We start from the raw sequence: 25,018 nt of genomic DNA on the forward strand, positions 1-25,018 counted from the left end.
TTACTTCGATTAAACATTTAAATTGTTTTAGTTTCCGTTGCTTATTTGATAATTTGCTTTAGCTAAGACCAATTGTATTTCATGAACTTTTTGATTGATTTTTGCTTCATATAAATTAGTCAATTCCACTAGATATTCCGAAGCGGTGATGACTCCATTTCGTAATTGTGAATCGGATGATTTTTCTATTGATTCTCGTAAAGTAATTATTTCTGAATCTGCAGCAATAATGGCTTCCGCCTTTTTTATTTCGTTTTTTATTTCTTGCAATTGCAAGTTATTATTTAACAAAAAGGTTTCTTTTTCTGTAGCTACAATTTCTTTTGAAATAGAAAGTGCTTGTTTTTCATTTTTGGATTTATTCCAGTCAAATACATTCCAATTTGCTTTTAATCCTAACATATAGAAAGTTTGAAAGGAGTTGTCTAACATATTTAATCCGGGATTTCCATAACCAGCTTGACCAAACGCATTTATTTTAGGGAGGTTGTTTTTTGAAATTACTTCTTTTGAAACTTCTATTTGCTGGTTTTGTAAATCGAATAATTTTAGTTCCGGACGATTTATTTCTTTATCAAAAGTGTTTGAAATGATAGGTTTCACTATAATCATATTTTCATCTAAGGAACTGAAAATTAATGTAGATAAATTGCTTAAAAGCTTCTTTTTATCAAACTGAATTTCAGTTAATTGTTGTTGTATTTTTAAGTTTTCGGCTTCAAGTATTTTCTCAGAAGCAGGAAGAATAGCGCCAAATTTAACGCCTGTTTTTACTTCTCTAATTTTTGAAAGCAATTGTTCTTGCTTGGATATTAAAATTGATTTTCGTTCTTGTAGTAACAAAAGGGAAAAGTATAATTGATTAATTTTTGATTTTATTTGATATAAATTAACTTGAACTTGTTGTTGTTGCGTTTGGGTTTGTGCTTGTTTTAGTTTTGTATTACTAGCAATTACTCCTCCATTATATAAAAGTTGATTGATGTCTACTGTTGCTCGATATTGATCTTTATTTAGTGGAGTCACATTAGGCATAACAATTGGTAATCCTGTCACATCAGATTGATAAGTTGCTTGTGCATTCAAATCAATTCTTGGAAGTTTTCCTTTGTTTAGTGCTTCAATTTCGGAACCTGTTTTTTGTTGTAACAATTCTGTTTGTTTAGCCAAAGGATAATTTTTATTCGCTAATACATAACAATCCTCTAAAGTGATTTTTTGCTGTGAAATGGAAAGTTGTGTAGCTAATAGAATGAATAGTAGACTTAATTGTTTCATTTTTTTATGGAATTAATAATTTGTTCAGCAATACTCATTTTTCTAATTTCCATCATTTGATTGAATTCATCATCTGAAATTTGTAGAATTCCTTTTACCATCATTTGAGCAGCAAAAGGGAATACGGTCATCGAAAAAATATCTAATAATAATTGTTTAGGTTGAATTGGTTTTATGATTCCATCTGCTATTTCTTTTTCAATTTGAAGAATCATATGGGTAGGGTTTGGTCTGTTTGTGTTAGTTAAAAATTTCAGTACAAACTCTGGATTGTTATTCATTTCTTGGATTACAAATTGAGGTAGAAAAGGGTGTTCAATTACAAATGAAATATAGCTATCCGTAAATTTTTTTATTTTATTGAAAACAGTTTCTTCTGAATTGAAAATTAAATTAATCTGTGGCGCTAATTGACCGAAAGCTTTTATAAATACAGCCTCAAACAGGGATTGTTTGTTTTTGAAACAATAATGAAGCATCGCTTTATTAATTCCAGCTTCATCTGCTATTTCTTGCATTCTTGCTCCAGCAAATCCTTTTTTTTGAAATACAATTCGAGCAGCGTTAAATATTTTTTCTTCAGTTGTCATTGTGATTTAACTATTAGGTTTAACCGTTTGGTTAACAAAGATAATTAAAAAAAGTATTTCAAATCGAAATACTTTTAAAATAGTTAGTTTGAGCTTTTTATTTCCAGTTTAGTTGCAAAGCAAAACTAGTTTTATCCTCTTTTGTTATGCTAAAAATAGTGTTGTCTTCATTTATATTTTCGTGAATGGATACCTTGTCTTTTAGAGATAATTCTTTTAGAAAATTCATTTCAAAACTTTCTATTTGTTGGTTTAGAATTAATTTTTCATCAACTAAATCTAAGCACCATTCGAAATATTTTACATTATTAGCGTGATTGACAATATCTAAATCAGATAAACAAACGGTTCTCTCAAAAAGCATTTCTTTTTCATGAGTAATATTAATTTTTGAAAATGTTTCCACAGTAGCTTTTGTATCGGGATACAATTCAAAATGTTCATAGGGAAGAGCTAATGTTTCTGGTCTTCGTTTTTCAGTATTGAAAACAGCCCAAAATGTTTCGGAACCTACAATCTTTTTGCCATTTACATACATTTCTAAGGCACGAACGGAACGCGAATTTTCTAATGAATTAATCCAGGTTTTTACGGTAACGGTATCTCGCCATTTAGGTAAATCGATGATTTCAACCCGCATTCTACTCAACACCCACGCCTGATTAAATTCTTGCATATCCGAAAAACTGATACCTCCAATTTCAGAATGTGCAGCTGCAGTTAATTGTAATAAATTACATAATTCAGTGTATTTTAAATAGCCATTAGGTGCGCATTGCGTAAAATTTATTTCCCAATCTTTGCTTAGAATGGAAGTGAAGTCTGGTGAAATTGGCATATATAATTATGAATTATGAATTATGAATTATGAATTGTTTTTGTGATATATTCTATAATTTTAGTTCTATCTTCTAGATAATCAAACCATTTAGTATTCTCAGTTCTTTTGAACCAAGTCAGTTGACGTTTTGAAAATCGGCGTGTGTTTTTTTTGATTTCTTCGATAGCAAAAGCAAGACTGAAATCTCCATCAAAATGACTAAATAATTCGCGATATCCTACAGTTTGTAAGGCATTTAAATCTTTGTTTGGATATAATTTTTTAGCTTCTTCAATCAGCCCTTCTTTGACCATAATATCAACCCGTTGATTGATTCGGTCATAAATAACGCTTCTTTCGGCTTCTAATCCAATGATGATAGGAGTGAAGTTTCGGTTGTTTTTCTTTTGATTTAAAAAAGAAGAATAGGGTTTTCCAGTTCCAATACAAACTTCTACAAAGCGCATCATTCGTTGCGGGTTTTGAAGGGTTTGTGGATTTTCTGTTTTTATTTTTTCAAAATAATCAGGATCCAAAGTTTGAAGTTGTTGTTGTAAATAACCGATACCTAATTTTTCATAATTTGAATTCACATTCAATCGTACCGAAGAATCAATATCTGGAAACTCATCGAAACCTTTTAAAATTGCATCGACATACAAGCCAGAACCACCTACCAGAATTACATAATCATTATTTTGATACAATTCATTAAGTTTGGCAATAGCTTCTTTTTCGAAATCACCAACAGAATAATCCTCATGAATCGATTTGTTTTGAATGAAATGATGTGTTGCCGAAGCTAATTCTTCTGGACTTGGAACAGCAGTTCCTATTGTCATTTCTTTAAAAAATTGCCGACTATCACACGAAATAATGGCGCATTTGAAATGTTGTGCTAAAGTGATACTTAGAGCCGTTTTTCCAATTGCAGTAGGACCTATAATAGTGATTAAGTATTTCATTTAGTTAAATATATTAAAACGAAATCACTTTTAATGTTTTGCTTTTTCGGATGTAACTTTGAATAATAGTCTTAACATCACGGTTGTTTTGCATAGGAATAATGATGTTTTTTAGAATTTCGATATTACTGATTTGATAGTTCAAATCATAAAAAGCATAACCTTTATAAATACCATTTTCTATTAAAACCGCGGAACGTTCATTGATTGTTCTTCCTCTGTCAACAAGAATAAGGTTTTGATTCTCGAAACTATTCTTATCGATAAACTCTTGAACTCTCAGATTGTATTCCGCTGTAGGAACTTTGCCAATGCAAGCCCCATCGCATTCTTTTATTTTATATTGAAAACAGTCTTTTTTAGTTTGATACAATCCTGTCAATTTTTGGCATAAATGGTGACTTGCAGTAATTCGGAATAAAGCATTTTTGCCTTCTTGCAATGTAGCAAATGAAGTAATTTCTTTTTTCCGACCGTCTGCTTTTTGCAGGCTTAAATTCAAATAGCCATTTTCATCTTTTTCAACATATAAAGCCCATTGAAAAATACTTTTTCGTTGCGCTCTATTGAGTATGGGTTTATTGATTTTTATCTCTTCGCTTTCTTTCAAAAGTGCAATTAATTCGCTTCCGGTTTCTTCGTAGGTTACAGCAAAAACTCCAGCTTGAATTTTTTTACATTTGGTTGAATTCCCAGTGAAATGCTGATTAATTCGCTTTTTTATATTTCGGCTTTTGCCAATATAAATTAGATTTCCTTTTTCATTATGAACATAATAGATTCCTGTTTTAGAAGGTAAATGCTCAACAATATCCAATAATTTTGGAGAAATTCCTTTTTCGATTTCGAGCTTAATAAAGTCCTTAATAATTTCTTTGGATAAGTCTTTTTCCAGAAGCATTTTGAACAGCTTCGTAGTAGCCATAGCGTCGCCACTAGCTCTATGTCTGTCCGCCATTGGGATTCCTAAAGCACGAACTAATTTTCCTAAACTATAAGAAGGTTGTTCTGGAATTAATTTTTTAGAAAGTTCTACAGTACAAATTGTTTTAGCTTGAAAATCATAGCCTAATCTTCTGAATTCAGTTCGTAAAATTCTGTAATCAAAAGAAGCATTATGTGCTACTATTACGCAATCATTTGTCATTTCGATAATGCGTTTTGCTACTTCAAAAAACTTAGGAGCAGAACGTAACATAGCATTATTTATGCCAGTCAGTTTTACTACAAACGGCTGAATGGGAATTTCAGGATTAACTAAACTAATGAACTGATCCACAACTTCATGACCATCAAATTTGTAGATGGCGATTTCAGTGATTCCTTCTTCGTTAAATTGTCCTCCAGTGGTTTCTATGTCAAGTATTGCGTACATTTTTAATGTCAATGTCAATTTCAAAAATCAATGAGAATAGTAATTTTAAATTTAAACGTTAATTTTTATAAATTGAAAATTGGAATTGCCATTGAAATTGTTATTGAATTATTTTTTATTATTTATCATTTTTGAAGCGATTGCTATAAGCTCTTCAACTTCTGTTAATAGCCACTTTCGTTCTTCTAAATCTCCTGCTTTTATGTAATCAAGAACTTTTAAAGAATTTCTTGATTCTTTCAGTTCCTTAACAGAAAGGGAGACTTTAAAAATAAAATCCTTGCTTGTAATCGTTCCTTGAGCTTCTCCATAATTTAAAGAAGAACTACCTGAAGATCTAATTAGTTGATTTTTATAATATTCAATTTCATATGACTTTTCTAATTTTCTAACAAAGAAAATACATTCGCCAGCAAATCGAACTAATCTATCTTCAAAATTGTAAATTTTATCAAAGTTAGGCTCATTAACTTCCATTTTTTTTAATTTTTTATTGAAATTGAAATTGCCATTGAAATTTATCGTCCTCCAAAGATACTACTTCCTATTCTAACCATCGTGCTACCACAATCAATAGCCAGTTTATAATCACCTGACATTCCCATAGAAATAGTGTTCAGTTGTAAGTTTGCAGTTTGCTTGGATTTCAAATTATCAAAGATAGCTTTCAAATGGGTAAATTCTTTCTTGATTTGGTTTTGGTTATCCGTAAAAGTTGCCATTCCCATTAATCCAACAATTCGAATGTTTTTCATTTTCTGAAATGATTCAGAAGCTAGAATTTCATTTAATTCTTCTTCGTCAAGTCCAAATTTACTTTCTTCTTCTGCAATATATATTTGAAGCAAACAATCTATAATTCTATTGTTTTTGAGCGCTTGTTTATTGATTTCTTCTAATAATTTAAGGCTGTCTATTCCGTGAATTAAACTCACGAAAGGCGCCATAAATTTGACTTTATTCGACTGCACGTGACCAATCATGTGCCATTGAATGTCTTTTGGCATCGCTTCCCATTTCTCTGCCATTTCCTGGATTTTATTTTCACCAAAAATGCGTTGACCCGCATCGTAAGCTTCCATCAAATCGGAAATAGGTTTGGTTTTTGAAACCGCTACCAGAGTTACATGTTCAGCTAATGTGGATTTTATTTTTAAGAGGTTTTGTGCTATTGACATATTAAATAAATTGTTTAGCAATCTTTTCTGCTTTTTTACTTTCGCTATAATCGTAGAAACCTTCACCAGATTTTACACCCATTTTACCTGCGCGAACCATATTTACTAATAGTGGACAAGGCGCATATTTTGGGTTTTTGAATCCGTCATACATTACGTTTAGAATCGCCAAACAAACGTCTAATCCAATAAAATCAGCTAGTTGCAATGGTCCCATCGGATGTACCATTCCGAGTTTCATCACGGTGTCAATTTCATAAACACCAGCTACTTTATTGTATAGTGTTTCGATGGCTTCGTTGATCATAGGCATCAAAATTCTATTAGCTACAAAACCAGGATAATCGTTAACTTCAACAGGCGTTTTACCTAATTTTTCGGATAAATTCATGATGATTTTCGTCACTTCATCGCTAGTATTGTATCCGCGAATGATTTCGACTAATTTCATAATTGGCACTGGATTCATAAAGTGCATTCCAATCACTCGCTCTGGATGCGCTACAACAGCACCAATTTGTGTAATGGAAATAGAAGAAGTATTCGTTGCTAAAATAGTATTGTGAGAACAAGCTTCGTTTAATTGCTTGAAAATATTCAGTTTTAACGCTACGTTTTCGGTTGCTGCTTCAACCACTAAATCAACACCTACAACACCATCTTTGATGTCAGTATAGGTTATAATATTTGTAATTGTTTTTACAACATCTTCTTGAGTGATAGTTCCTCTGGCTAACATTCGATCTAAATTGGCTGCAATAGTAGCCATTCCTTTATCTAGTGACTTTTCTGAAACATCAATTAATTTTACGGTGAAACCACTTTGGGCAAATGTATGAGCAATTCCGTTACCCATTGTTCCAGCTCCGATTACGGCGATTGTTTTCATTTGTGTTTTGTTTAAAGTTAAAAAAGTTTAAAGTTTAAAGTTCTCTAGCGCAACTTTAAACCTTAAACTTTGAATCAAATTTCCAGTTTTATTTTTTAAAACAATCGATAATTTGATAGGCTACTCTCAAAGCATCAGTTGCTTGTTCTAAAGTAACAACTGGAGTTGTGTTGTTATTAATAGCATCTGCAAATGATTCTAATTCATCCAGAATAGCATTGTTTTGTTCTACATTAGGGTTTGAAAAGTAGATTTGCTTTTTGACACCTTCAGCGTTTTGTAAAATCATATCGAAATCTCCAGGTACTTCCGGAGCATCTTTCATTTTTACGACTTCACATTTCTTTTCTAGAAAATCAACAGAGATATAGGCATCTTTTTGAAAAAATCTTGATTTACGCATGTTTTTCATCGAAATTCTGCTTGCAGTTAAATTTGCTACACAGCCATTTTCAAATTCAATTCGGGCATTAGCAATATCAGGAGTTTCACTGATAACAGAAACACCGCTGGCATTGATATTTTTTACCTTAGATTTTACTACGCTCAAAATGGCATCAATATCATGAATCATTAAATCAAGAACCACAGGAACATCAGTTCCACGAGGATTGAATTCAGCTAAACGATGTGCTTCAATAAACATAGGATTTTCAATCATGTTTTTAGTAGCAATGAAAGCAGGATTGAATCGTTCTACATGACCAACTTGTCCTTTTATATTATATTCTTTTGATAAAGCGATAATTTCTTCGGCTTCTTCAACAGTTGTTGAAATGGGTTTTTCAATAAATACGTGTTTTCCGGATTTGATTGAAACTTTCGCACATTTGTAATGCGAAAGGGTAGGAGTTACGATATCTATAACGTCAACAGCGTGAATTAATTTGGCGATGGTATCAAATTGTTTGTATCCAAACTCAGCAGCAATTTTAGCTCCATTTTCTTGATTTTCATCATAAAAACCAACTAATTCATATTTTTCAGATTGTTGCAATAAGCGCAAATGTATTTTACCTAGATGCCCTGCACCTAATACTCCAATTTTCAGCATAATGATGTAATTTCTACAAAAATAGCAATTAATTGATTAAAAAATTATTGATATGGAACAATTATTTAATCAATTTTAATTTTAAAATTCAATATCTGAAATTAGAAATTGTTTTCTATTTTTACCAAAATAAAACTCCAAATTTTGAAAGACACAGCAAAACATCAAGGCCTTCGGAATCAATTAGTAAGCACTTTGCAACAAAAAGGAATTACCGACAAGGCTGTTTTGGAAGCGATAAAAAAAATCCCGAGGCATTTATTTTTGAATTCTAGTTTTGAAGATTATGCATATCAGGACAAAGCTTTCCCTATTGGCGCTGGTCAAACTATATCTCAGCCTTATACTGTTGCTTTTCAGTCTCAATTATTAGAAGTAAAGAAAGAGGATAAAATTTTAGAAATAGGAACAGGTTCTGGTTATCAAACAGCTGTTTTGTGCGCTATGGGAGCCAAAGTATATAGTGTGGAACGTCAAAATGAATTGTTCAAAAAAACTAATGTTTTGTTTCCAAAATTAGGAATTCGTCCGAAGCATCTTTCTTTTGGTGATGGTTATAAAGGATTGCCTAGTTATGCTCCTTTTGATAGTATTATTGTTACTGCTGGTGCGCCAATTATACCGCAACCATTAATGGCACAATTGAAAATAGGAGGAAGGTTAGTAATTCCTTTAGGGGAAGATGTTCAAGTAATGACTTTATTAATTCGGAAAAATGAAACACAATTTGAAAAACATGAGTTTGGAGAGTTTCGTTTTGTACCTTTATTAGAAGATAAAAATTAAAGTAAAACCCGCTAACTAGCGGGTTTTTTATTGGCCAATAATACTGATATAACGTTCTAAACTTTCTTTCTCCATTTGAGCAATAAAAAGAATAAAATCTTCCTTATTGTTTTTAGTTTGAGCAGTTTCAAGTGCTTGGTAGTATTGCATTCTACTTTCATAATCACCTTTTATGTTGGCAATTATATAACCATGTTGCAACAAAATTAAGTTCATAACTAAACGAGAAGTTCTGCCGTTTCCATCTATAAATGGATGAATGGTGACTAAACGCTCATGCATTTCAGCAGCCAAAACAATTGGATGTAGATTGTTTTTATTGGTTTCAAACCAAATGAAAAAATCTTCCATTTCTTTGGCAACTAGAAACGGTTGCGGAGGCATATGGCTACTTCCTTGAATCATCACTTGGACTTTTCTATAACGACCAGCATCTTCTGGATGAATTCCTCTTAGAATAAGATTGTGAATTGAAAGTACTTCTCGTTCATTGATCAGAGTGTTTTTTTGCATCAATTCTTTGACGTAAGCAATTGCTTCTTGATGATTAATTACTTCAAGATGCTCGCGCATACTTTTGCCTGATATCGTCAAGCCTTCATTGATAACCAAATCAGTCTCCCGAAGTGTCATAGTGTTTCCTTCGATACGGTTACTTTCAAAAGTATATTCTAATTCTAATGCCTGAGCAATACGATAACTATCAAAGGCTCTGAATGAATCTAACTTGGTTTTTAAGATATCAATTTCATCTAGAATTTTTTGTAATGTAGTTGATAGGCTTTTCTTTGCGGCTTTACTTTGGTATCTTATTTCATCTTCTGCAACCTGTAATGCTTTTAGTGCAAATTCATCTTGACCTATTTCATAAAGAATTTTTTCTTTAAGCCAAGCTACCATTATTGTCTCTAAATCTATTTCAAGTAAGGTCGCAAGTTTTAGAACTTGATCTCTCGTAGGTTTTCTTGAGCCGCTTTCAAATTTACTGATTAAAGCTTGGTCAATTCCTGATCGTTGTGCCACTTCTCTAGTTTTGAGTCCTTTTAGTTCTCTTGCATTTTTGAGTAGTGTTTTCATTGTTTTTAAAAATTTAAATTGTCATGACAAATTTAGTCAATTTTTTAATAAAAAAATATTTTTGTCTTATTAATTTAAAATGATTTTTTTATACGGTCTAAATCACGTTTAGTATCTTGCTCTTTTAGAGATTCACGCTTGTCATAGGTTTTCTTCCCTTTACAAAGACCAATTTGTAGTTTGGCCATTCCTTTTTCATTTGTAAATAATTTTAAAGGAATAATGGTAAGACCTTTTGCTTGAACACTTCGGGCTAAACTTTTTAATTCTCTTTTGTTCAATAAGAGTTTTCTTTCGCTTCTGGATTTATGGTTAAATTGATTACCAAAAGCATATTCTTCAATATAAGTATTGATAGCAAAAAGTTCATTGTTATTAAATTCACAAAAACTTTCTGTTATATTGGCTTTACCAAGTCTAATTGACTTTATTTCAGTTCCTGCTAAAACAATTCCCGCCGTAAAAGTTTCAATTATTTCATAATCGAAACGGGCTCTTTTATTCTGTATGTTGACTGTTTTTAGCATAGGAGGACAAAAGTATAACAAAAAAAAAATTTCTAAAGTAAATAAGTCCGAATTAACTGAAATTAATTTTGAAACATGATTTATATCAGCTTTTAAAACAAGTGTTGCATATAATTTTGTCGGAATAATTCTAAATCTATAAAATATGAAAAAAGTAATTTTTGCCTTTTTTGCGGTGTCTTTTATGACTTTGAATGCTCAAACTAAAGAAGAGAATACTACAAAAGATTTTAAAAAATGGCAGGCACGTTTAAGAGGAGTTGCTGTAATTCCTTATGAAAGTGCTAAAATTGGAATAATTGGTGGTGATGTTGCCATTTCTAATACGGTTATTCCAGAATTAGATTTCACTTATTTTTTTACAGAACACTTTGCCGCAGAACTGATTTTAGGAACTTCAAAACACGATGTAAACACAGTTGGTTCTGATATTTCAGCAATAGGTGGGCCTACTAATTTTAATGTTGATTTAGGGAATGTTTGGTTATTACCTCCAACATTAACAGCTCAGTATCATTTTACACCGTTTTCAGAAAAAATATTTAAACCATATGTAGGAGCAGGTTTGAATTATACTATTTTTTATAATGCAGATCAAGGTGGAGTTGTGAAAAATGTTTCATACAAAAACAATGTTGGATATGCTTTTCAAGTAGGATTTGATTTAATGTTATGTGATAAATTTTTTATTAATCTTGATGCCAAAAAACTATTCTTAAAAACAGATGTTACTGTTGACGCCTCTAATTTAGCTACAGGATTAAGTATTCCTGCTGATGTTACAATAAACCCTTTAGTTTTAGGAATGGGAATAGGGATGAAATTCTAAAAAATATTTTTATACAAATTAAAAAAGTCATTATTGTGAGATAGTGGCTTTTTTTATGCTTCAACTAGTTTTAAATTATTGGCGCTCCAAATTTATTATATGTGATTCAGTATCTTTGTTGAATGGAAAACAAAGCATCAAAAGATCTTTTGCATGGAATTACTCTCCAGAAAATAGTAGAAGAATTAGTAGAATTTTATGGTTTTGATACCTTAGGAGAGCTCATTAAAATTAAATGTTTTAATGAAAACCCAAGTGTGAAATCGAGTTTGACTTTTCTAAGAAAGACAGATTGGGCCCGAAAAAAAGTAGAACAATTGTATGTTAAGACACTTCCAAAGTTTAATAAAAGTGTTTAATTTAAACGATAGGTAACCATAACTCCTCCTCTGTAGGGTAGCCATTCGCCACTTTTATTGTAATGTTTCGCTGTTTCGTAACGTTCTCCAGTACTTAGATAATAGCCTTTGTAAAACCCTTGTTGGTTTCCAGCTCCAAGAAAGCAGTCTAAACCAAATTTATCGTTTATTTTAGTTTGGTATCCAATGGTTGCGCCTATTACATATCCAAAACCTTTTTCATATTTGTCTGTATTTAAATAATTCCATTTCTGAAAATTAAATTTTGTTGCTCCAATGTGTGCTCCAACATAAAAACCATTATTTTTTTCATGAAAATGGTATCTATATTCAGGGATAAAAACATAAAATTGAGCAGGTTTACCTTTTAATGACTTCCATGGAGAAGCTAAAATATCAAATTGAAATGTTGATTTCTTGCCTATACTTGTTTCAATACCAATATTTGGAATTGTTAGTAGAGTAGTTAAAGCATTTACTTTTATATAAGTCTGGCTTTGGGAATGAATAGAAAAGAAGAGAACAATAACAATAAATATTTTTTTCATGGTGTGAATTTGTGGTGCAAATATAAAGATAATAGATAGCGATAAATTATTTTTTTATATTATATCAGCTATTTTGTTAGTGTTTGTTCAAAATAGAATAAATGACTGTATCTAAAAAACGGCCTTCATAAAATTGATTTTCTTTTAAATGTGCTTCTTTAATAAATCCATTTTTTTCTAAAACTTTGGCTGATGCATAATTTTCAGGAGCAATAATTGCCTCAATGGAATGTAATTTCATTATTTTGAATCCGTATTGAACTACTTCTTTAACAGCTTCTGATATAATTCCTTTTCCGTTGAATTCAGGGAGTAACATATAACCTATTTCAGCACGATAGTCTTCTGGTTTCATTCTGTAATGACCAATGACACCAATAAGTTTAGGATTGCCTTTAATAGTAATTGCCCAATTTATAGCTTCATTATTTTCTATTTTACCTTCCATCATTGCAATATGTTCTAATGCATCTTCCGTAGTTTTTACTAAAGGTCTAGGGATGTATTTCATTGTATCTGGATTCGATCGCAAGGCAAAAATCTCATTTACATCAGTATTCTCAACACGTCTTAAAATTAGACGTTCTGTTTCAAGAATTGGAAAAGGGGAGAAATTGATTGTCAACATAAAAGTATATTAAAGAATTTCGATACTAAATTTTGAATTGAAAATTTTGTTTGAATCTAAAATTTGAATGCCTTCTTTTTCAAATAAATTTCCGAAATTTTCATTGGTATCCGAATAGCCAAACCAAGGTTCAATACATATAAAAGGAGCATTCATTTTGGTCCAAATTCCTAAACTTGGAAAATCTTCAAAATTTACTTTCAAAAGTGGCTTTTCATTTTTTAAAATAGTCAACGTATTAGATTGTAGCGTTTTAAAAATTAAAGCATCGTTTTTGAACAATTCATACGTTAGTGAAATTTGTTTATTATGCACTTCTAAGGTCTTGGTTTTATTTGAAATCAAGTCGTTTTCTAAAAGGTAATATTCTAGAGGTTCTTCTTTTTCGAATGTCATCGAGTAGTTTTCAAAATTTCCAGGCAAAGCAAAAGCAGGATGAGCTCCAATAGAAAAAGGCATTTTTGATTTACCAGTATTGATTACTTTATATTCAATGTCTAAACTTGAATTTTGAAGCGTATACATAAGATGTAACTCAAATTCAAAAGGGTATTTTTTTAAAGTTTCGGCCGAAGATTTTATACAGAAAGTAGCACTATTTTCTTTTTTGTCAATCAATTCGAATGTCATATCTCTAGCAAAACCGTGTCTAGAAAGATTATATTCTTTTTCTTCATATGAAAAGGAATTGTTTTTTAAGGTACCAACAATTGGAAATAAAATAGGAGAATGCTTCCCCCAGAAATCCGGATTACCTTCCCAAATGTATTCTGTAGTATTATTGTTTTTTAAGGAAATCAATTCGGCTCCAAAAGGATTTATTTCTGCTGTTAGAGTTGCGTTTTGTATTGTAGTTGTCAAAATTTCTCTGATTAGTTAAAAAAATGAATTTAGACAGTAAATATATTTTATAAATTTTAATAATGATTAGAATTAATTCGATTTTATTTTCATAAAATTCTGTCAAAATTTGTCTAAGTAGTTTAAAATTCTCTTTTTTTTCATTTATTTGTGATATAAATAACAAGAAATGAAAAATATTCGCTTCAAAGTCATTGTAAACTTGGCTTTATTATTCGGAATCACGTCTGTTTGGGCGCAAGATATTCCTTCAAATACGATAACAAAATCGGTATCAAAGTATGATTATCACGATGCATTTGCACCGTTTTTTTATACTAAGAATGGAACAAGTACACGTTCGGCAAGTGGACAACCAGGTCCAGGATATTGGCAAAACAGAGCGGACTATCAATTGACAGCAAAACTTGACGAGAAAAACAATGAAATAACAGGAACTGAAATTCTTTCGTACACCAATAATAGTCCAGACAAAATGGATTTTATTTGGATGAATTTAGATCAAAATTTATTTAAATCTGATTCTCGTGGAAATGCTGTTGTTCCTTTGGCAGGAAGTAGAAATGGTGCACAAGGTCAAATTTTTGACGGAGGTCATAAAATTAAATCAGTTAAAGTGATTTCAATCAGCAATGGGAAATCTACAGAGACTGAGGCTAAATATAACATTAGCGATACTCGTATGCAGGTTTTTCTTCCTAAAGGATTAAATGCTAAAGGAGGAATTATAAAACTTAAGATTGATTTTTCATTTATAGCTCCATTTGAAGGTTCTGATAGAATGGGTGTTTTAGAGACTAAAAATGGTAAAATTTTCACCATTGCACAGTGGTATCCACGTATGTGTGTGTATGATGATGTAAGAGGTTGGAATACAAACCCTTATTTAGGAGCGTCTGAGTTTTATTTGGAATATGGTGATTTAGATGTTACTATTACCGCGCCTTCAAATCATATTGTAGTTTGTTCAGGTGAATTGTTAAACCCAACAGCAGTATATTCAGCAGAAGAACAAAAACGTTTAGCTCAGGCAAAACAAAGTGATAAAACAGTTGTAATTCGCTCTGCTTCGGAGGTTGAAACTACATCAAAATTAGTTTCAAGCGCTACTAAAACATGGCATTATAAAGTTACAAATGCTCGAGATATTTCTTGGTCTTCCTCTGCAGCGTTTATTTTGGATGGAGCAAAAATTAATTTACCAAGTGGGAAAAAAGCATTAGCACTTTCTGTTTACCCAGTTGAAAGTGATGGCGATAATGCTTGGGGACGTTCTACAGAATATACTAAGACATCTATCGAAAATTATTCAAAAAGATGGTTTGAATATCCTTATCCAGTAGCTACGAATGTTGCAGGAAACGAAGGAGGGATGGAATATCCAGGAATTGTTTTTTGTGGATGGGAATCTAAAGGAGAAGATTTATGGGGAGTTACAGATCATGAGTTTGGTCACATTTGGTTTCCAATGATTGTTGGATCTAACGAACGTTATTTTGGCTGGATGGATGAAGGGTTTAATACTTTTATCAACTCATTAAGTGCTTTAGATTTTAATAATGGGGAATACAAACCAAAACCTACAGATTTGCACGAGGAAGCAGAAGATTATACGAATCCAAAAAATGAACCTATTTTAAGTTCTCCAGATAATATGAAAGAAGCTAATATTGGTCTTTTATGTTATTCAAAACCTAGTGCAGGATTGGTTATTTTGCGTGAGCAAGTTTTAGGACCAGAACGGTTTGATTTAGCTTTACGTACTTATGTGGAGCGTTGGGCATACAAACATCCTACACCAGATGATTTTTTCAGAACTATTGAAAATGTTGCAGGAGAAGATTTAGGTTGGTTTTGGAGAGGATGGTTCCAATACAATTGGCGATTAGATCAAGGTGTAAACTCAATAAAGTATGTTAAAAATGATCCGAAACGTGGTGTTGTTATTTCGATTGAAAATTTTGAAAAAATGGCAATGCCTGTTGTTTTAGATATAAAAACTAAAAGCGGAAAAGTTACTCGTGTGAAATTACCTGTTGAAGTATGGCAGCGAAATGTAGATTGGTCGTTTAAACATGATTCTACTGAAGAAATTGAAAGCGTAACTATTGACCCTGACCATGTTTTTCCGGATAATAATGAGGCTAATAATGTATGGTCTTCAGCTACTGGTTTAGTTGAAAAAGATGTGATTTTAGATAGCTATTTGGGAAAATTTTCTAATAAAAATGCTCCAATTAAAATTACTATTACAGAAAAAAATAGTGTTTTGAATGTGTTAATAACAGATTATCCAAGTTTTACAGTAGAACAAATTGCAAAAGATGTTTTTGAATCTAAAAGAGCTGGATTGAAATTTGAATTTAACGAAAGCAAAACAGGTTTTGATTTGATATTAAGCGACAAACAAAAAATTCCTTTTACAAAAGAATAGTTTAGGATTAGTTACATAAAAAAAACACCAGTATTTAGCTGGTGTTTTTTTTTTATCTTAAAATTCTATTCAGGAATTTGTTGACTCAAACAATGTAATGTTCCAAATCCCCATATGAAATCAACGGCACTAATTCCTATGATTTCTCTTTCAGGAAAACATTCGGCAAGTATGTTTAGTGCAATTCGATCATTACTGTCATTGAAAGTAGGAACTAAAACACATTTATTTAAAATTAGAAAGTTAGCATAACTAGCCGGTAAGCGTAGGTCATCAAAATCCAAGCGTTTTGGCATTGGTAGTTGAACTATTTTTGGTGATTTCCCATTTTCTAATTTGGCATTCTGCAAGCGTTTCAAATTGTCTTGCAAAGGAGCATAATTAGTATCATTTGGGTCAGATTCTACAATGGTAACAATTGTATCTTCATTTACAAATCGGCATAAATCATCAATATGTCCATGTGTATCATCACCTTCAATTCCGTCACCTAACCAAATTACATTTGTAATTCCAAGATATTCCTTGAAAACAGCTTCGTAATCGGCTTTAGTAAAATTAGGATTTCTAACTTGAATCGTTGGGTGCATCAAGCATTCTTCAGATGTTAATAAGGTTCCACATCCGTTTGAATCAATAGCGCCACCTTCTACAATTACAGGTTTTCCTTTGTAGATAACCTGAGTTAATGGAATTTTTAGAAAACTAGATACTTTTTCTGGAATGTGTTTATCAAGTTGGATGTTTTTATATTTTGCCCAACCATTAAAATTGAAATTTAAAGCTTCTCTTTTACCTCCATTTTTCACAATAATTGGACCTGAATCACGCATCCAGCTTCGGTTTGTTTTATGAATAACAAATGAAACTTTTGTTAATTCAACATGCGCTGTTTCAAGCATTTCAGTAACCTTTAGTTGTTGGTTTTTATCTGCAACAACAAGAATTACTTGCTCAAAAGTGGCAACTTTTTTGATAAACTCAACAAAAGCCCATTGAATCGCTTCATATTTTCCTGGCCAATCTTTATCATTATGTGGAAAACAAAGTAAAATGCCTTGTTGTTTTTCCCATTCAGCAGGAAATCTTCTATTGGAAGTATTCATAAGTTAGTCGATTGCTCTTTTTGTAATATCACCAAATGCATCAATTCTTCGATCTCTAAAAAACGGCCAATTTTGGCGTACATTTTCCTGTAAATCTAAGTCTACTTCGGCAATTAAAATTTCTTCTTTATCATGAGATGCCTGAGCCAAAATTTCGCCTTGTGGCCCTGCAATAAACGAAGAACCCCAAAATTGAATTCCAGCAGTATCGGGTAAATAGTGTTCTAAACCGATTCTGTTTGCAGCTGCAACATATACACCATTAGCAACAGCATGTCCTTTCATAACATTCATCCAAGCACCGTGTTGATTTTCGCCATATTGCTCTTTTTCTAAAGGATGCCAGCCAATTGCTGTTGGGTAAAATAAAACATCAGCTCCTTGTAATGCAGTTAATCTAGCTGCTTCAGGATACCATTGATCCCAGCAAATTAGAGTTCCTATTTTTCCTTTTTTAGTTGGGAAAGCTTTAAATCCTAAATCACCAGGAGTGAAATAGAATTTTTCATAAAAATGAGGATCATCTGGAATGTGCATTTTGCGATACAACCCAGCTTCTGATCCATCAGTATCAATTATATAGGCACTATTGTGGTAAATTCCTGCCATTCTTTTTTCGAAAAAAGGAACAATGATTACCACACCTAGTTCTTTTGCCAAAGCACTAAAAGCAATAAATGAAGTACTATATAAAGGTTCAGCTAATGCAAAATTAGCAACGTCTTCACTTTGACAAAAATAATGGCTGCTGTATAATTCTGGCAGCGAAATTACTTCGGCACCTTGTTTAGCGGCGTCACGAACCCAGGTTAAACATTTTTTAAGGTTGTTTTCGGCAACATCATTCAAATTCAATTGAATAACCGCTATTTTGTATTTTTTGTTTGGCATGACTAAAAAATTAGATTGCAAAAATAGGTATTTTTTACAAAGAGTAGAAGGAATACGAAATGAAAAAACGCTTCGTTTTTTCGTGCTATTTTTTTGTACACGGTTTGACAAGTTCCTATTTTCAATCTTCGTACCTTTGCGGCTTTAGAAATGAAGATAAAATGATTGAAATAGGAAAATACAATACGCTTACAATATTACGCGATACAAAAGTTGGTTTGTTTTTAGGAGACCCTGAAAAAGATCCTGAAGGAATACATGACATTTTGTTGCCTAACAAATATGTTCCAAACGAATTTGAAATAGGTGAAGAAATTATTGTTTTTGTATACTTGGATCATGAAGAAAGACCTATAGCCACAACTTTAGAACCTTATATTTTGTTAAATGAATTCGCGCTTTTGAGAGTGAATTATGTTAATCAAGTAGGAGCTTTTATGGATTGGGGAATGGAAAAAGATATTTTGGTTCCCTTTAAGGAACAAGCTCGTCCGATGGAGAAAGGAAAACGCTACTTAGTGTACCTTTATATGGATGAAAAAACGAATCGTTTAGTTGCTTCAAGTAAAACTAATCAGTTTTTGAGTAATGATAATTTGACAGTTGAAAAAGGAGAAGAGGTTGATTTGATTGTATCGCATATTACAGAGATAGGAATTAATGTGATTATCAATGAGCAACATAAAGGCTTGTTATATAAGGATGAAGTTTATGATGACGGTATACGCACAGGAGACCGAATGCGTGGATATATAAAAAATATAAGACCTGATAATAAAATAGATGTTTCATTACAAATTCAAGGTTATCAAAGTATTGAACCTAATGCTGAGAAAATACTTGATGAGTTGAGAGCTAGTCGTGGATTTCTTCGTTTGACTGACAATTCACATCCTGAAGATATTAAAACGGTCTTGAAAATGAGTAAAAAGACCTTCAAAAAAGCAATCGGTGCTTTGTATCGGGAAAAGTTAATTGAGATAAAGGAAGACGGAATTTACTTGGTTAAAGAATAAAACAAAAAGACTAATCGTGATTTTCAGGCTTTATTGAATGTTGAAAAATTAAATTCGGATAAAAAAAAAGAAAGACTAATCGAAATCGGTTAGTCTTTCTTAATTTATTTCTGTTTTGAATCGTTTTTATTCGAAACAGAAACAAAGTAAATTTACGTCCATATCCAGAAGTGATTGCAATTGCTTTTTAGAGCTGTTGCTACTTTTTAGCCTCATTATTGCATTGGCTTAAGCCAAATTACCTCTTTGATGGCTTGTCTTTTAAATGCTTGAACAGATACTTTTTGATCAAAAAATAAAAATTCACATTAAAGCCTTCGATTGTATGGTATTTATATAGAATGATAACTTGATTTATAATTGACATTTCGTTCCGTTAATGCGATATCTATTCTAAGTTGAATCGTAGGAGTTACTATTTCTTTTTTTTCATTGAGATAAATGTTTTTTGCATTTGCTCTAAATTGATGATTTCAGAATTAGTTTGATAATTTAAAACCACAAAAACAGGAGCGACAATTTTTTGAATTTTACTCAAAAGTTTCATTTTTTAGGTTAATAAATCAGTGAAAGGTTTTCGCTAAGTTGATACTAATATCTTTTAGCATGTATTAAAAGTAATAAATATTTTGATTGGGAAATGTTAATGTTATTTATTTTTTTATCAACAAAATATTTAGAGATAGGATTAAAATGAGGTTTCTTTAGGTTTAGGATAAATAGATAGGGTAAAGTGTAAAAAATGATTTATTTTTACGCTGAAATAATTTAAAATAGATTGAAATGGATTGGATAACCGTCAGAGAATTTGAAGATATAACCTATAAAAAATGTAATGGTGTAGCTAGAATAGCATTTAACAGACCAAATGTGCGTAATGCTTTTCGACCAAAAACGACATCTGAACTGTATCAAGCGTTTTATGATGCTCAAGAAGATACTTCTATTGGTGTAGTTTTGCTTTCTGCTGAAGGTCCTTCTACTAAAGATGGAGTATATTCTTTTTGTAGCGGAGGTGATCAAAATGCTCGTGGACATCAAGGTTATGTTGGTGATGATGGGCAACACCGTTTAAATATTTTAGAAGTACAACGATTAATACGATTTATGCCTAAAGTGGTTATTGCTGTAGTTCCAGGATGGGCAGTAGGAGGAGGGCATAGTTTGCATGTGGTTTGTGATATGACTTTGGCAAGTAAAGAACATGCTATTTTTAAACAAACGGATGCTGATGTAACTAGTTTTGATGGTGGATATGGCTCTGCTTATTTGGCTAAAATGGTAGGTCAGAAAAAAGCACGTGAAATCTTTTTCTTAGGGCGTAATTATTCTGCTCAAGAAGCAATGGACATGGGAATGGTGAATGCTGTAATTCCTCATGACGAATTAGAAGATACTGCTTATGAATGGGCGCAAGAAATTTTGGCAAAATCACCAACTTCTATTAAGATGTTGAAATTTGCTATGAATTTAACGGATGACGGTATGGTAGGGCAACAAGTTTTTGCGGGAGAAGCAACTCGACTTGCCTATATGACTGAAGAAGCTAAAGAAGGAAGAAATGCTTTTCTTGAAAAGAGAAAACCAAATTTTGAAAAAAAATGGTTGCCATAAAAATGGGTTAAAATTATTGTGTATTAAACCTTAAATTTTAAATAAAAAACAATGAAACATTGGATTGAAGCAGCACGATTGAGAACATTACCTTTATCTGTTTCTGGAATTATAGTGGGAAGTATGTATGCATTAGCACACCCAACTGATACGGTATTAACTCCAACTGAGGTTTTTAATTGGCGCCTTTTTGGATTTGCTATTCTGACTACTTTAGGATTACAAATTCTATCGAATTTTGCTAATGATTATGGAGATGGTATGAAAGGAACTGATAATGAAGATCGAGTTGGTCCAAAACGCGCGATTCAAAGCGGTGTGATTTCTCCTCAAGCTATGAAACGTGCTATAATCATCACTTCTGGACTGACACTATTTTCGGCTGTTATATTAATTTATTATGCGTTTAGAGGAACTAATTTAGTTTATTCTGTGTTTTATCTAGTTTTAGGGATTTTAGCTATAGCATCTGCTATTCGATACACAGTTGGTAATTCGGCCTATGGATATAAAGGGTTTGGTGATGTGTTTGTTTTTGTATTTTTTGGATTAGTAAGTACATTAGGCGTTAATTTTTTATATTCTAAACAATTGGATTTAATATTGTTTTTGCCAGCCACTGCAATTGGGTTCTTGAGCGTAGCAGTCTTAAATCTAAATAATATGCGTGATGAAGCATCAGATAAGAAATCAGGAAAGAACACTCTTGTAGTAAAAATGGGAGCAGCTAATGCAAAGAAATATCATTATTTTCTGATTGTTGGCGCAATGATTTTAATCTTGGTCTTTGCTATTTTAAGTGATTTTCACTTTGATCAATACTTGTTTTTGATTGCTTACATTCCTTTAAGTAAACATTTGATAAATGTATATAAAAATCAGAACCCTAAGTTATTAGATCCTGAATTAAAAAAAGTAGCATTGAGTACTTTTGCACTTTCAGTTTTATTGGCTTTGTGTATGATTTTCTTTTTTTCAGATTTATTTGTGAATAATTATTAGAAAGTTCCAATTGCAATATCAACTTTAAAATGTAAAAAAATGAAAATAAGATTTTATGGTCACGCGTCTTTAGGAATTGAAATGAGCGGAAAACATATCTTAGTTGATCCGTACATTTCGGCAAATCCATTAGCAGCTCATATTGATATAAATACATTACAAGCTGATTTTATTTTGTTGACTCATGCACATGGAGATCATATTCTTGATGTAGAAACCATAGCTCAACGTACTAATGCGGTTATTGTTTCTAACGCTGAAATAGCAGGATATTATGCTAACAAAGGTTTTCAGTCTCACCCAATGAATCATGGTGGAAGTTGGAAATTTAATTTTGGGAAAGTAAAGTATGTAAGTGCAATTCATTCTAGTTCGTTTCCTGATGGGACTTACGGCGGAAATCCTGGAGGTTTTGTAATCGAAGGAGAGCATAAAAACATCTACATTTCAGGAGATACAGCACTTACGATGGATATGAAACTCATTCCAATGCGTACTAAATTAGATTTAGCTATTTTTCCAATTGGAGACAATTTCACCATGGATGTTGATGATGCTATAATAGCTTCGGATTTTGTAGAATGTGATAAAATACTTGGAATTCATTACGATACTTTTGGTTATATTAAAATCAATCATGAAGAAGCTATTCGTAAATTCTTTAATAAAGGCAAAGATTTAATGTTGCTAGAAATAGGAAGTTCGATAGAATTATAATTTGATGTTTTTTCTGCTGTTTATTACTAAACTTTTGTTGGTGTAAACAAATTTGTTAATTGATTAAAATGAATTTAAAAAATATATATTTAGTATTCTTATTGCTTCTTTCTTTTCAGTCGATTTTTTCGCAAAAAGACGGTTATTGGGATAAAGAGCGGGCTACTACCAAAGAAATTATAGTATCTGCTAGAGATCGAATAGTTGTAAAAACAGATGATTTACCAACTGGAACCACCGAAGTAGTTTTTAGGATTACACTTTTGGATGAAAATCAGCAAATGGCAGGAAGTTTGGTTTCGGTATTAAAATCCATTCCAGATCCTACAGGAATAAGTCAAGGTTCAGCAGGAGCTGTTTTTATAGTTTCTAAAATTTCGGGGGAAGATAAATGTAAATATGCTGTTTTTTCAAAAGGGGAATTAGCTACAGCGTATAAAAATACAGGAAAAACAGATGATGCTTGCCTGGTTCAAGATACGCCGGTAAGCAAAGATGCTAAGCGACTTTCAGTAGATAAAACAAGCTGTTTTAAATTGAATTCAAATGCAATTTGGTTTGGTTTTGAAAGTAAAAACTGGATTATGAATCAAAAAATTATTTTGGAAGTTGTTCCTTGGGTTGATAATAAAGCGAGGAAGGGCTGGACAATAGAAAACAGAAAAGCAATAATTGAGCAATGTAAAACATCAAATTTAGCACAAAAAATGACTAATTCTGATGATTTTTGTGTTTGTATTCTTGACAAAATTCAAGAGAAATATTCTTATTTTGAATTCCAAAAACTATTATCGATAGAACGTTCTAAAGCGTTCAAGGATTTTGGAGCAAGTTGTTTTGGCGAAACAAGCGTTTCTAATGCTACGTATTCAGGTTTGCGCAAGGAAGCTTTCAATTTTGCTAAACAAGGAAAGTATGGGCAGGTAATTACTAAATTGACAACAATAATCAATGATGGCAAGGCTAATGCGTTAGATTTTAACCTTATTGGAACTAGTTATCTTTTGACTAAGCAATATGGTAAAGCTATTAAATTTTTGAATGAAGGGGAGAAGTTGGATGATGCAGAGTTGTTGATAAAGCTCAATTTGGCGCACGCCTATTTATTGAATGATAATTATAAATCGGCTAAATTAATTTATAAAAAATACCAATTTCAAAACGTAACAGATACTTTGAGTTGGGTTAAAAAAACAAAACAAGATTTTGAAAATTTCAAGAAAGTAGGGATTCAAAATGATAATTTTGAAAAGGTTTTGAAATTAATCGAAAAATAAATCTTCATAAATTAGTAGTAAGGCTAAAACTCAAAACACTATCTTGAAAGCAATATATCATAAATACATTCTCAATTTCAAACGCCCTTCTGGAACTTCTCGCGGCATTATGACCGAAAAAGAAACTTGGTTTATCATCATAGAAAATGAAGGAAAAAAAGGGATAGGCGAGTGTGGAATTTTGCGAGGATTAAGCATAGACGACAGACCAGATTATGAAGCTAAATTAGAATGGGTTTGCGCTAATATTCATCATGGGAAAGATTGGCTTTGGGAGGCTTTGATCGAATTTCCTTCTATACAGTTTGGGGTTGAAATGGCATTTCAATCTTTGGATAGCGAGGAGCCTTTTTTACTCTTTCCTTCAGACTTTACAAAAGGGTTGAAATCAATTGTTATAAACGGCTTAGTTTGGATGGGAGAAGAGGCTTTTATGAAGCAGCAAATTGAAGAAAAATTGGCAGATGGTTTTTCGTGTATAAAACTTAAAATAGGTGCTATAGATTTTGACAAAGAACTTCAATTATTGCGATTTATAAGAGAACATTTTAGTCCAGAACAAGTTGAAATTAGGGTTGATGCTAACGGTGCTTTTAGTAAAGAATTAGCTTTAGATAAAATAATTCAACTATCTGAATTTAAATTACATAGTATAGAGCAACCGATACAAAAAAACAGCACTGACAGTATGTCAGAACTGTGTAAAATAACCCCTTTGCCAATTGCTTTAGACGAAGAGTTAATAGGAGTGTTTACACTAGCAGATAAAGAACAATTATTACAAAAAATCAAGCCTCAATATATTATTTTAAAGCCTAGTTTTATAGGTGGATTTCGAGGTGCACAAGACTGGATTACTTTAGCAGAAAAGTATAATATTGGGTGGTGGATTACCTCTGCTTTAGAGAGTAATATTGGCTTAAATGCGATTGCACAATGGACTTTTTTACAACACAATTCCATGCCTCAAGGATTGGGAACTGGTGCACTTTATACTAATAATTTTGATTGTCCTCTTGTAGTTCAAAAAGGGCAATTGTGGTATATGGATAAATTGGATTGGAAGTTTGAAATTGATAGTTTTCAATCACAAAATAGATAGTTTTTATTCTTCTATAAATCTGTATTTTTTTGTTAAAGAGTAATTCAAGTAAGCGGTTATTAAATTTTATTGTTTAACTTTAGAGTGGTATAATA

At 31.8% G+C, this 25,018-nt stretch carries 27 protein-coding genes; 10 read left to right on the forward strand and 17 right to left on the reverse strand.

Annotated features, from left to right (window positions below; translation table 11 throughout):
- Positions 1 to 27: 27 nt before the first annotated feature.
- From C8C88_RS10950 to C8C88_RS10990, 9 genes are all read right to left on the reverse strand, one after another.
- A complete protein-coding gene (locus C8C88_RS10950; protein ID WP_121338156.1) occupies positions 28 to 1,278 on the reverse strand; it encodes a TolC family protein in 1,251 nt (416 codons plus the stop codon).
- Positions 1,275 to 1,868 carry a TetR/AcrR family transcriptional regulator gene (locus C8C88_RS10955; protein ID WP_121338157.1) on the reverse strand — a complete coding sequence of 198 codons (594 nt, stop codon included), beginning with the start codon at positions 1,866 to 1,868 and terminating at the stop codon, positions 1,275 to 1,277. Before C8C88_RS10955 ends, C8C88_RS10950 begins: the two co-directional genes overlap by 4 nt.
- 97 nt (positions 1,869 to 1,965) lie before the next feature.
- Complete coding sequence (locus C8C88_RS10960; RefSeq protein WP_121338158.1) at positions 1,966 to 2,706, reverse strand: acyl-[acyl-carrier-protein] thioesterase; 741 nt, start codon at positions 2,704 to 2,706, stop codon at positions 1,966 to 1,968.
- Positions 2,707 to 2,726: 20 nt separating this feature from the next.
- On the reverse strand, positions 2,727 to 3,653 hold the full coding sequence (gene miaA / locus C8C88_RS10965; RefSeq protein ID WP_121338159.1) for a tRNA (adenosine(37)-N6)-dimethylallyltransferase MiaA: 927 nt from the start codon (positions 3,651 to 3,653) through the stop codon (positions 2,727 to 2,729).
- Between the two features lie 13 nt (positions 3,654 to 3,666).
- A complete protein-coding gene (locus C8C88_RS10970; RefSeq protein WP_121338160.1) occupies positions 3,667 to 5,028 on the reverse strand; it encodes an exonuclease domain-containing protein in 1,362 nt (453 codons plus the stop codon).
- Positions 5,029 to 5,136: 108 nt separating this feature from the next.
- Positions 5,137 to 5,505: a four helix bundle protein gene (locus tag C8C88_RS10975; RefSeq protein ID WP_121338161.1), complete on the reverse strand. Its 369-nt coding sequence runs from the start codon at positions 5,503 to 5,505 to the stop codon at positions 5,137 to 5,139.
- A 41-nt stretch (positions 5,506 to 5,546) separates the two neighbouring features.
- Positions 5,547 to 6,206 carry a YggS family pyridoxal phosphate-dependent enzyme gene (locus tag C8C88_RS10980; protein ID WP_121338162.1) on the reverse strand — a complete coding sequence of 220 codons (660 nt, stop codon included), beginning with the start codon at positions 6,204 to 6,206 and terminating at the stop codon, positions 5,547 to 5,549.
- Position 6,207: 1 nt separating this feature from the next.
- The gene (locus C8C88_RS10985) at positions 6,208 to 7,095 is read right to left on the reverse strand and encodes a 3-hydroxyacyl-CoA dehydrogenase family protein (protein ID WP_121338163.1); all 888 of its coding nucleotides are present in this window, start codon (positions 7,093 to 7,095) and stop codon (positions 6,208 to 6,210) included.
- Between the two features lie 88 nt (positions 7,096 to 7,183).
- The gene (locus C8C88_RS10990) at positions 7,184 to 8,149 is read right to left on the reverse strand and encodes a Gfo/Idh/MocA family protein (RefSeq protein ID WP_121338164.1); all 966 of its coding nucleotides are present in this window, start codon (positions 8,147 to 8,149) and stop codon (positions 7,184 to 7,186) included.
- Positions 8,150 to 8,293: 144 nt separating this feature from the next.
- Between C8C88_RS10990 and C8C88_RS10995 the strand changes: the two genes are divergently transcribed.
- The gene (locus C8C88_RS10995; protein ID WP_121338653.1) at positions 8,294 to 8,935 is read left to right on the forward strand and encodes a protein-L-isoaspartate(D-aspartate) O-methyltransferase; all 642 of its coding nucleotides are present in this window, start codon (positions 8,294 to 8,296) and stop codon (positions 8,933 to 8,935) included.
- Positions 8,936 to 8,962: 27 nt separating this feature from the next.
- Here the strand turns inward: C8C88_RS10995 and C8C88_RS11000 are convergent, their stop codons facing one another.
- Together C8C88_RS11000 and smpB are read right to left on the reverse strand one after the other, a co-directional pair.
- Positions 8,963 to 10,012 (reverse strand): Fic family protein, encoded by a 1,050-nt coding sequence (locus tag C8C88_RS11000; protein ID WP_121338165.1) that lies wholly within the window; start codon positions 10,010 to 10,012, stop codon positions 8,963 to 8,965.
- 74 nt (positions 10,013 to 10,086) lie between these two features.
- Entirely contained in the window at positions 10,087 to 10,539 is a 453-nt protein-coding gene (smpB, locus tag C8C88_RS11005) for an SsrA-binding protein SmpB (RefSeq protein WP_121338166.1), read from the reverse strand.
- Positions 10,540 to 10,684: 145 nt separating this feature from the next.
- Here smpB and C8C88_RS11010 point away from each other — a divergent pair, with 145 nt between their 5' ends.
- Together C8C88_RS11010 and C8C88_RS11015 are read left to right on the forward strand one after the other, a co-directional pair.
- Complete coding sequence (locus tag C8C88_RS11010) at positions 10,685 to 11,368, forward strand: OmpW family protein (protein ID WP_121338167.1); 684 nt, start codon at positions 10,685 to 10,687, stop codon at positions 11,366 to 11,368.
- A gap of 122 nt (positions 11,369 to 11,490) precedes the next feature.
- The gene (locus C8C88_RS11015) at positions 11,491 to 11,727 is read left to right on the forward strand and encodes a VF530 family DNA-binding protein (protein ID WP_121338168.1); all 237 of its coding nucleotides are present in this window, start codon (positions 11,491 to 11,493) and stop codon (positions 11,725 to 11,727) included.
- Here the strand turns inward: C8C88_RS11015 and C8C88_RS11020 are convergent.
- From C8C88_RS11020 to C8C88_RS11030, 3 genes are all read right to left on the reverse strand, one after another.
- A complete protein-coding gene (locus tag C8C88_RS11020; protein WP_121338169.1) occupies positions 11,724 to 12,275 on the reverse strand; it encodes a DUF3575 domain-containing protein in 552 nt (183 codons plus the stop codon). The genes C8C88_RS11015 and C8C88_RS11020 overlap by 4 nt on opposite strands.
- Positions 12,276 to 12,351: 76 nt before the next feature.
- Positions 12,352 to 12,903 (reverse strand): GNAT family N-acetyltransferase, encoded by a 552-nt coding sequence (locus C8C88_RS11025; RefSeq protein WP_121338170.1) that lies wholly within the window; start codon positions 12,901 to 12,903, stop codon positions 12,352 to 12,354.
- A 9-nt stretch (positions 12,904 to 12,912) separates the two neighbouring features.
- Entirely contained in the window at positions 12,913 to 13,764 is an 852-nt protein-coding gene (locus C8C88_RS11030; protein ID WP_121338171.1) for an aldose 1-epimerase family protein, read from the reverse strand.
- Positions 13,765 to 13,933: 169 nt separating this feature from the next.
- Between C8C88_RS11030 and C8C88_RS11035 the strand changes: the two genes are divergently transcribed.
- Complete coding sequence (locus tag C8C88_RS11035) at positions 13,934 to 16,198, forward strand: M1 family metallopeptidase (protein ID WP_121338172.1); 2,265 nt, start codon at positions 13,934 to 13,936, stop codon at positions 16,196 to 16,198.
- A 65-nt stretch (positions 16,199 to 16,263) separates the two neighbouring features.
- Here the strand turns inward: C8C88_RS11035 and C8C88_RS11040 are convergent, their stop codons facing one another.
- Both C8C88_RS11040 and C8C88_RS11045 read right to left on the reverse strand, forming a co-directional pair.
- Positions 16,264 to 17,304 (reverse strand): agmatine/peptidylarginine deiminase, encoded by a 1,041-nt coding sequence (locus C8C88_RS11040; protein WP_121338173.1) that lies wholly within the window; start codon positions 17,302 to 17,304, stop codon positions 16,264 to 16,266.
- Positions 17,305 to 17,307: 3 nt separating this feature from the next.
- Complete coding sequence (locus C8C88_RS11045) at positions 17,308 to 18,195, reverse strand: carbon-nitrogen hydrolase (RefSeq protein ID WP_121338174.1); 888 nt, start codon at positions 18,193 to 18,195, stop codon at positions 17,308 to 17,310.
- Positions 18,196 to 18,356: 161 nt separating this feature from the next.
- Between C8C88_RS11045 and C8C88_RS11050 the strand changes: the two genes are divergently transcribed.
- Positions 18,357 to 19,211, forward strand: a complete 855-nt coding sequence (locus C8C88_RS11050; RefSeq protein WP_121338175.1) for a S1 RNA-binding domain-containing protein — start codon at positions 18,357 to 18,359, stop codon at positions 19,209 to 19,211.
- 415 nt (positions 19,212 to 19,626) lie between these two features.
- Here C8C88_RS11050 and C8C88_RS13015 read toward each other — a convergent pair whose 3' ends face one another.
- Positions 19,627 to 19,749, reverse strand: coding sequence for a hypothetical protein (locus C8C88_RS13015; protein ID WP_255415857.1), 123 nt, complete (start codon positions 19,747 to 19,749; stop codon positions 19,627 to 19,629).
- A gap of 245 nt (positions 19,750 to 19,994) precedes the next feature.
- Here C8C88_RS13015 and C8C88_RS11055 point away from each other — a divergent pair, with 245 nt between their 5' ends.
- The 5 genes from C8C88_RS11055 to C8C88_RS11075 all read left to right on the forward strand — a co-directional run bounded on the left by C8C88_RS11055 (position 19,995) and on the right by C8C88_RS11075 (position 24,923).
- A complete protein-coding gene (locus tag C8C88_RS11055) occupies positions 19,995 to 20,825 on the forward strand; it encodes a 1,4-dihydroxy-2-naphthoyl-CoA synthase (RefSeq protein ID WP_121338176.1) in 831 nt (276 codons plus the stop codon).
- Between the two features lie 51 nt (positions 20,826 to 20,876).
- Positions 20,877 to 21,827 (forward strand): 1,4-dihydroxy-2-naphthoate octaprenyltransferase, encoded by a 951-nt coding sequence (menA, locus tag C8C88_RS11060; RefSeq protein WP_121338177.1) that lies wholly within the window; start codon positions 20,877 to 20,879, stop codon positions 21,825 to 21,827.
- A 39-nt stretch (positions 21,828 to 21,866) separates the two neighbouring features.
- Positions 21,867 to 22,544, forward strand: a complete 678-nt coding sequence (locus C8C88_RS11065) for a metal-dependent hydrolase (protein WP_121338178.1) — start codon at positions 21,867 to 21,869, stop codon at positions 22,542 to 22,544.
- 68 nt (positions 22,545 to 22,612) lie between these two features.
- On the forward strand, positions 22,613 to 23,821 hold the full coding sequence (locus C8C88_RS11070) for a M48 family metallopeptidase (RefSeq protein WP_121338179.1): 1,209 nt from the start codon (positions 22,613 to 22,615) through the stop codon (positions 23,819 to 23,821).
- 43 nt (positions 23,822 to 23,864) lie between these two features.
- On the forward strand, positions 23,865 to 24,923 hold the full coding sequence (locus C8C88_RS11075; protein WP_121338180.1) for an o-succinylbenzoate synthase: 1,059 nt from the start codon (positions 23,865 to 23,867) through the stop codon (positions 24,921 to 24,923).
- The last annotated feature ends 95 nt before the right edge of the window (positions 24,924 to 25,018 follow it).

This window comes from Flavobacterium sp. 123 (assembly GCF_003634825.1).
Lineage (GTDB): Bacteria > Bacteroidota > Bacteroidia > Flavobacteriales > Flavobacteriaceae > Flavobacterium.

Bases quoted from the DNA above. Each gene is read 5' to 3' on its own strand.
- C8C88_RS10950 (WP_121338156.1), bottom strand. From the start codon at position 1,278: ATGAAACAATTAAGTCTACTATTCATTCTATTAGCTACACAACTTTCC.
- C8C88_RS10955 (WP_121338157.1), bottom strand. From the start codon at position 1,868: ATGACAACTGAAGAAAAAATATTTAACGCTGCTCGAATTGTATTTCAA.
- C8C88_RS10960 (WP_121338158.1), bottom strand. From the start codon at position 2,706: ATGCCAATTTCACCAGACTTCACTTCCATTCTAAGCAAAGATTGGGAA.
- miaA (WP_121338159.1), bottom strand. From the start codon at position 3,653: ATGAAATACTTAATCACTATTATAGGTCCTACTGCAATTGGAAAAACG.
- C8C88_RS10970 (WP_121338160.1), bottom strand. From the start codon at position 5,028: ATGTACGCAATACTTGACATAGAAACCACTGGAGGACAATTTAACGAA.
- C8C88_RS10975 (WP_121338161.1), bottom strand. From the start codon at position 5,505: ATGGAAGTTAATGAGCCTAACTTTGATAAAATTTACAATTTTGAAGAT.
- C8C88_RS10980 (WP_121338162.1), bottom strand. From the start codon at position 6,206: ATGTCAATAGCACAAAACCTCTTAAAAATAAAATCCACATTAGCTGAA.
- C8C88_RS10985 (WP_121338163.1), bottom strand. From the start codon at position 7,095: ATGAAAACAATCGCCGTAATCGGAGCTGGAACAATGGGTAACGGAATT.
- C8C88_RS10990 (WP_121338164.1), bottom strand. From the start codon at position 8,149: ATGCTGAAAATTGGAGTATTAGGTGCAGGGCATCTAGGTAAAATACAT.
- C8C88_RS11000 (WP_121338165.1), bottom strand. From the start codon at position 10,012: ATGAAAACACTACTCAAAAATGCAAGAGAACTAAAAGGACTCAAAACT.
- smpB (WP_121338166.1), bottom strand. From the start codon at position 10,539: ATGCTAAAAACAGTCAACATACAGAATAAAAGAGCCCGTTTCGATTAT.
- C8C88_RS11010 (WP_121338167.1), top strand. From the start codon at position 10,685: ATGAAAAAAGTAATTTTTGCCTTTTTTGCGGTGTCTTTTATGACTTTG.
- C8C88_RS11015 (WP_121338168.1), top strand. From the start codon at position 11,491: ATGGAAAACAAAGCATCAAAAGATCTTTTGCATGGAATTACTCTCCAG.
- C8C88_RS11020 (WP_121338169.1), bottom strand. From the start codon at position 12,275: ATGAAAAAAATATTTATTGTTATTGTTCTCTTCTTTTCTATTCATTCC.
- C8C88_RS11025 (WP_121338170.1), bottom strand. From the start codon at position 12,903: ATGTTGACAATCAATTTCTCCCCTTTTCCAATTCTTGAAACAGAACGT.
- C8C88_RS11035 (WP_121338172.1), top strand. From the start codon at position 13,934: ATGAAAAATATTCGCTTCAAAGTCATTGTAAACTTGGCTTTATTATTC.
- C8C88_RS11040 (WP_121338173.1), bottom strand. From the start codon at position 17,304: ATGAATACTTCCAATAGAAGATTTCCTGCTGAATGGGAAAAACAACAA.
- C8C88_RS11045 (WP_121338174.1), bottom strand. From the start codon at position 18,195: ATGCCAAACAAAAAATACAAAATAGCGGTTATTCAATTGAATTTGAAT.
- C8C88_RS11050 (WP_121338175.1), top strand. From the start codon at position 18,357: ATGATTGAAATAGGAAAATACAATACGCTTACAATATTACGCGATACA.
- C8C88_RS11055 (WP_121338176.1), top strand. From the start codon at position 19,995: ATGGATTGGATAACCGTCAGAGAATTTGAAGATATAACCTATAAAAAA.
- menA (WP_121338177.1), top strand. From the start codon at position 20,877: ATGAAACATTGGATTGAAGCAGCACGATTGAGAACATTACCTTTATCT.
- C8C88_RS11065 (WP_121338178.1), top strand. From the start codon at position 21,867: ATGAAAATAAGATTTTATGGTCACGCGTCTTTAGGAATTGAAATGAGC.
- C8C88_RS11070 (WP_121338179.1), top strand. From the start codon at position 22,613: ATGAATTTAAAAAATATATATTTAGTATTCTTATTGCTTCTTTCTTTT.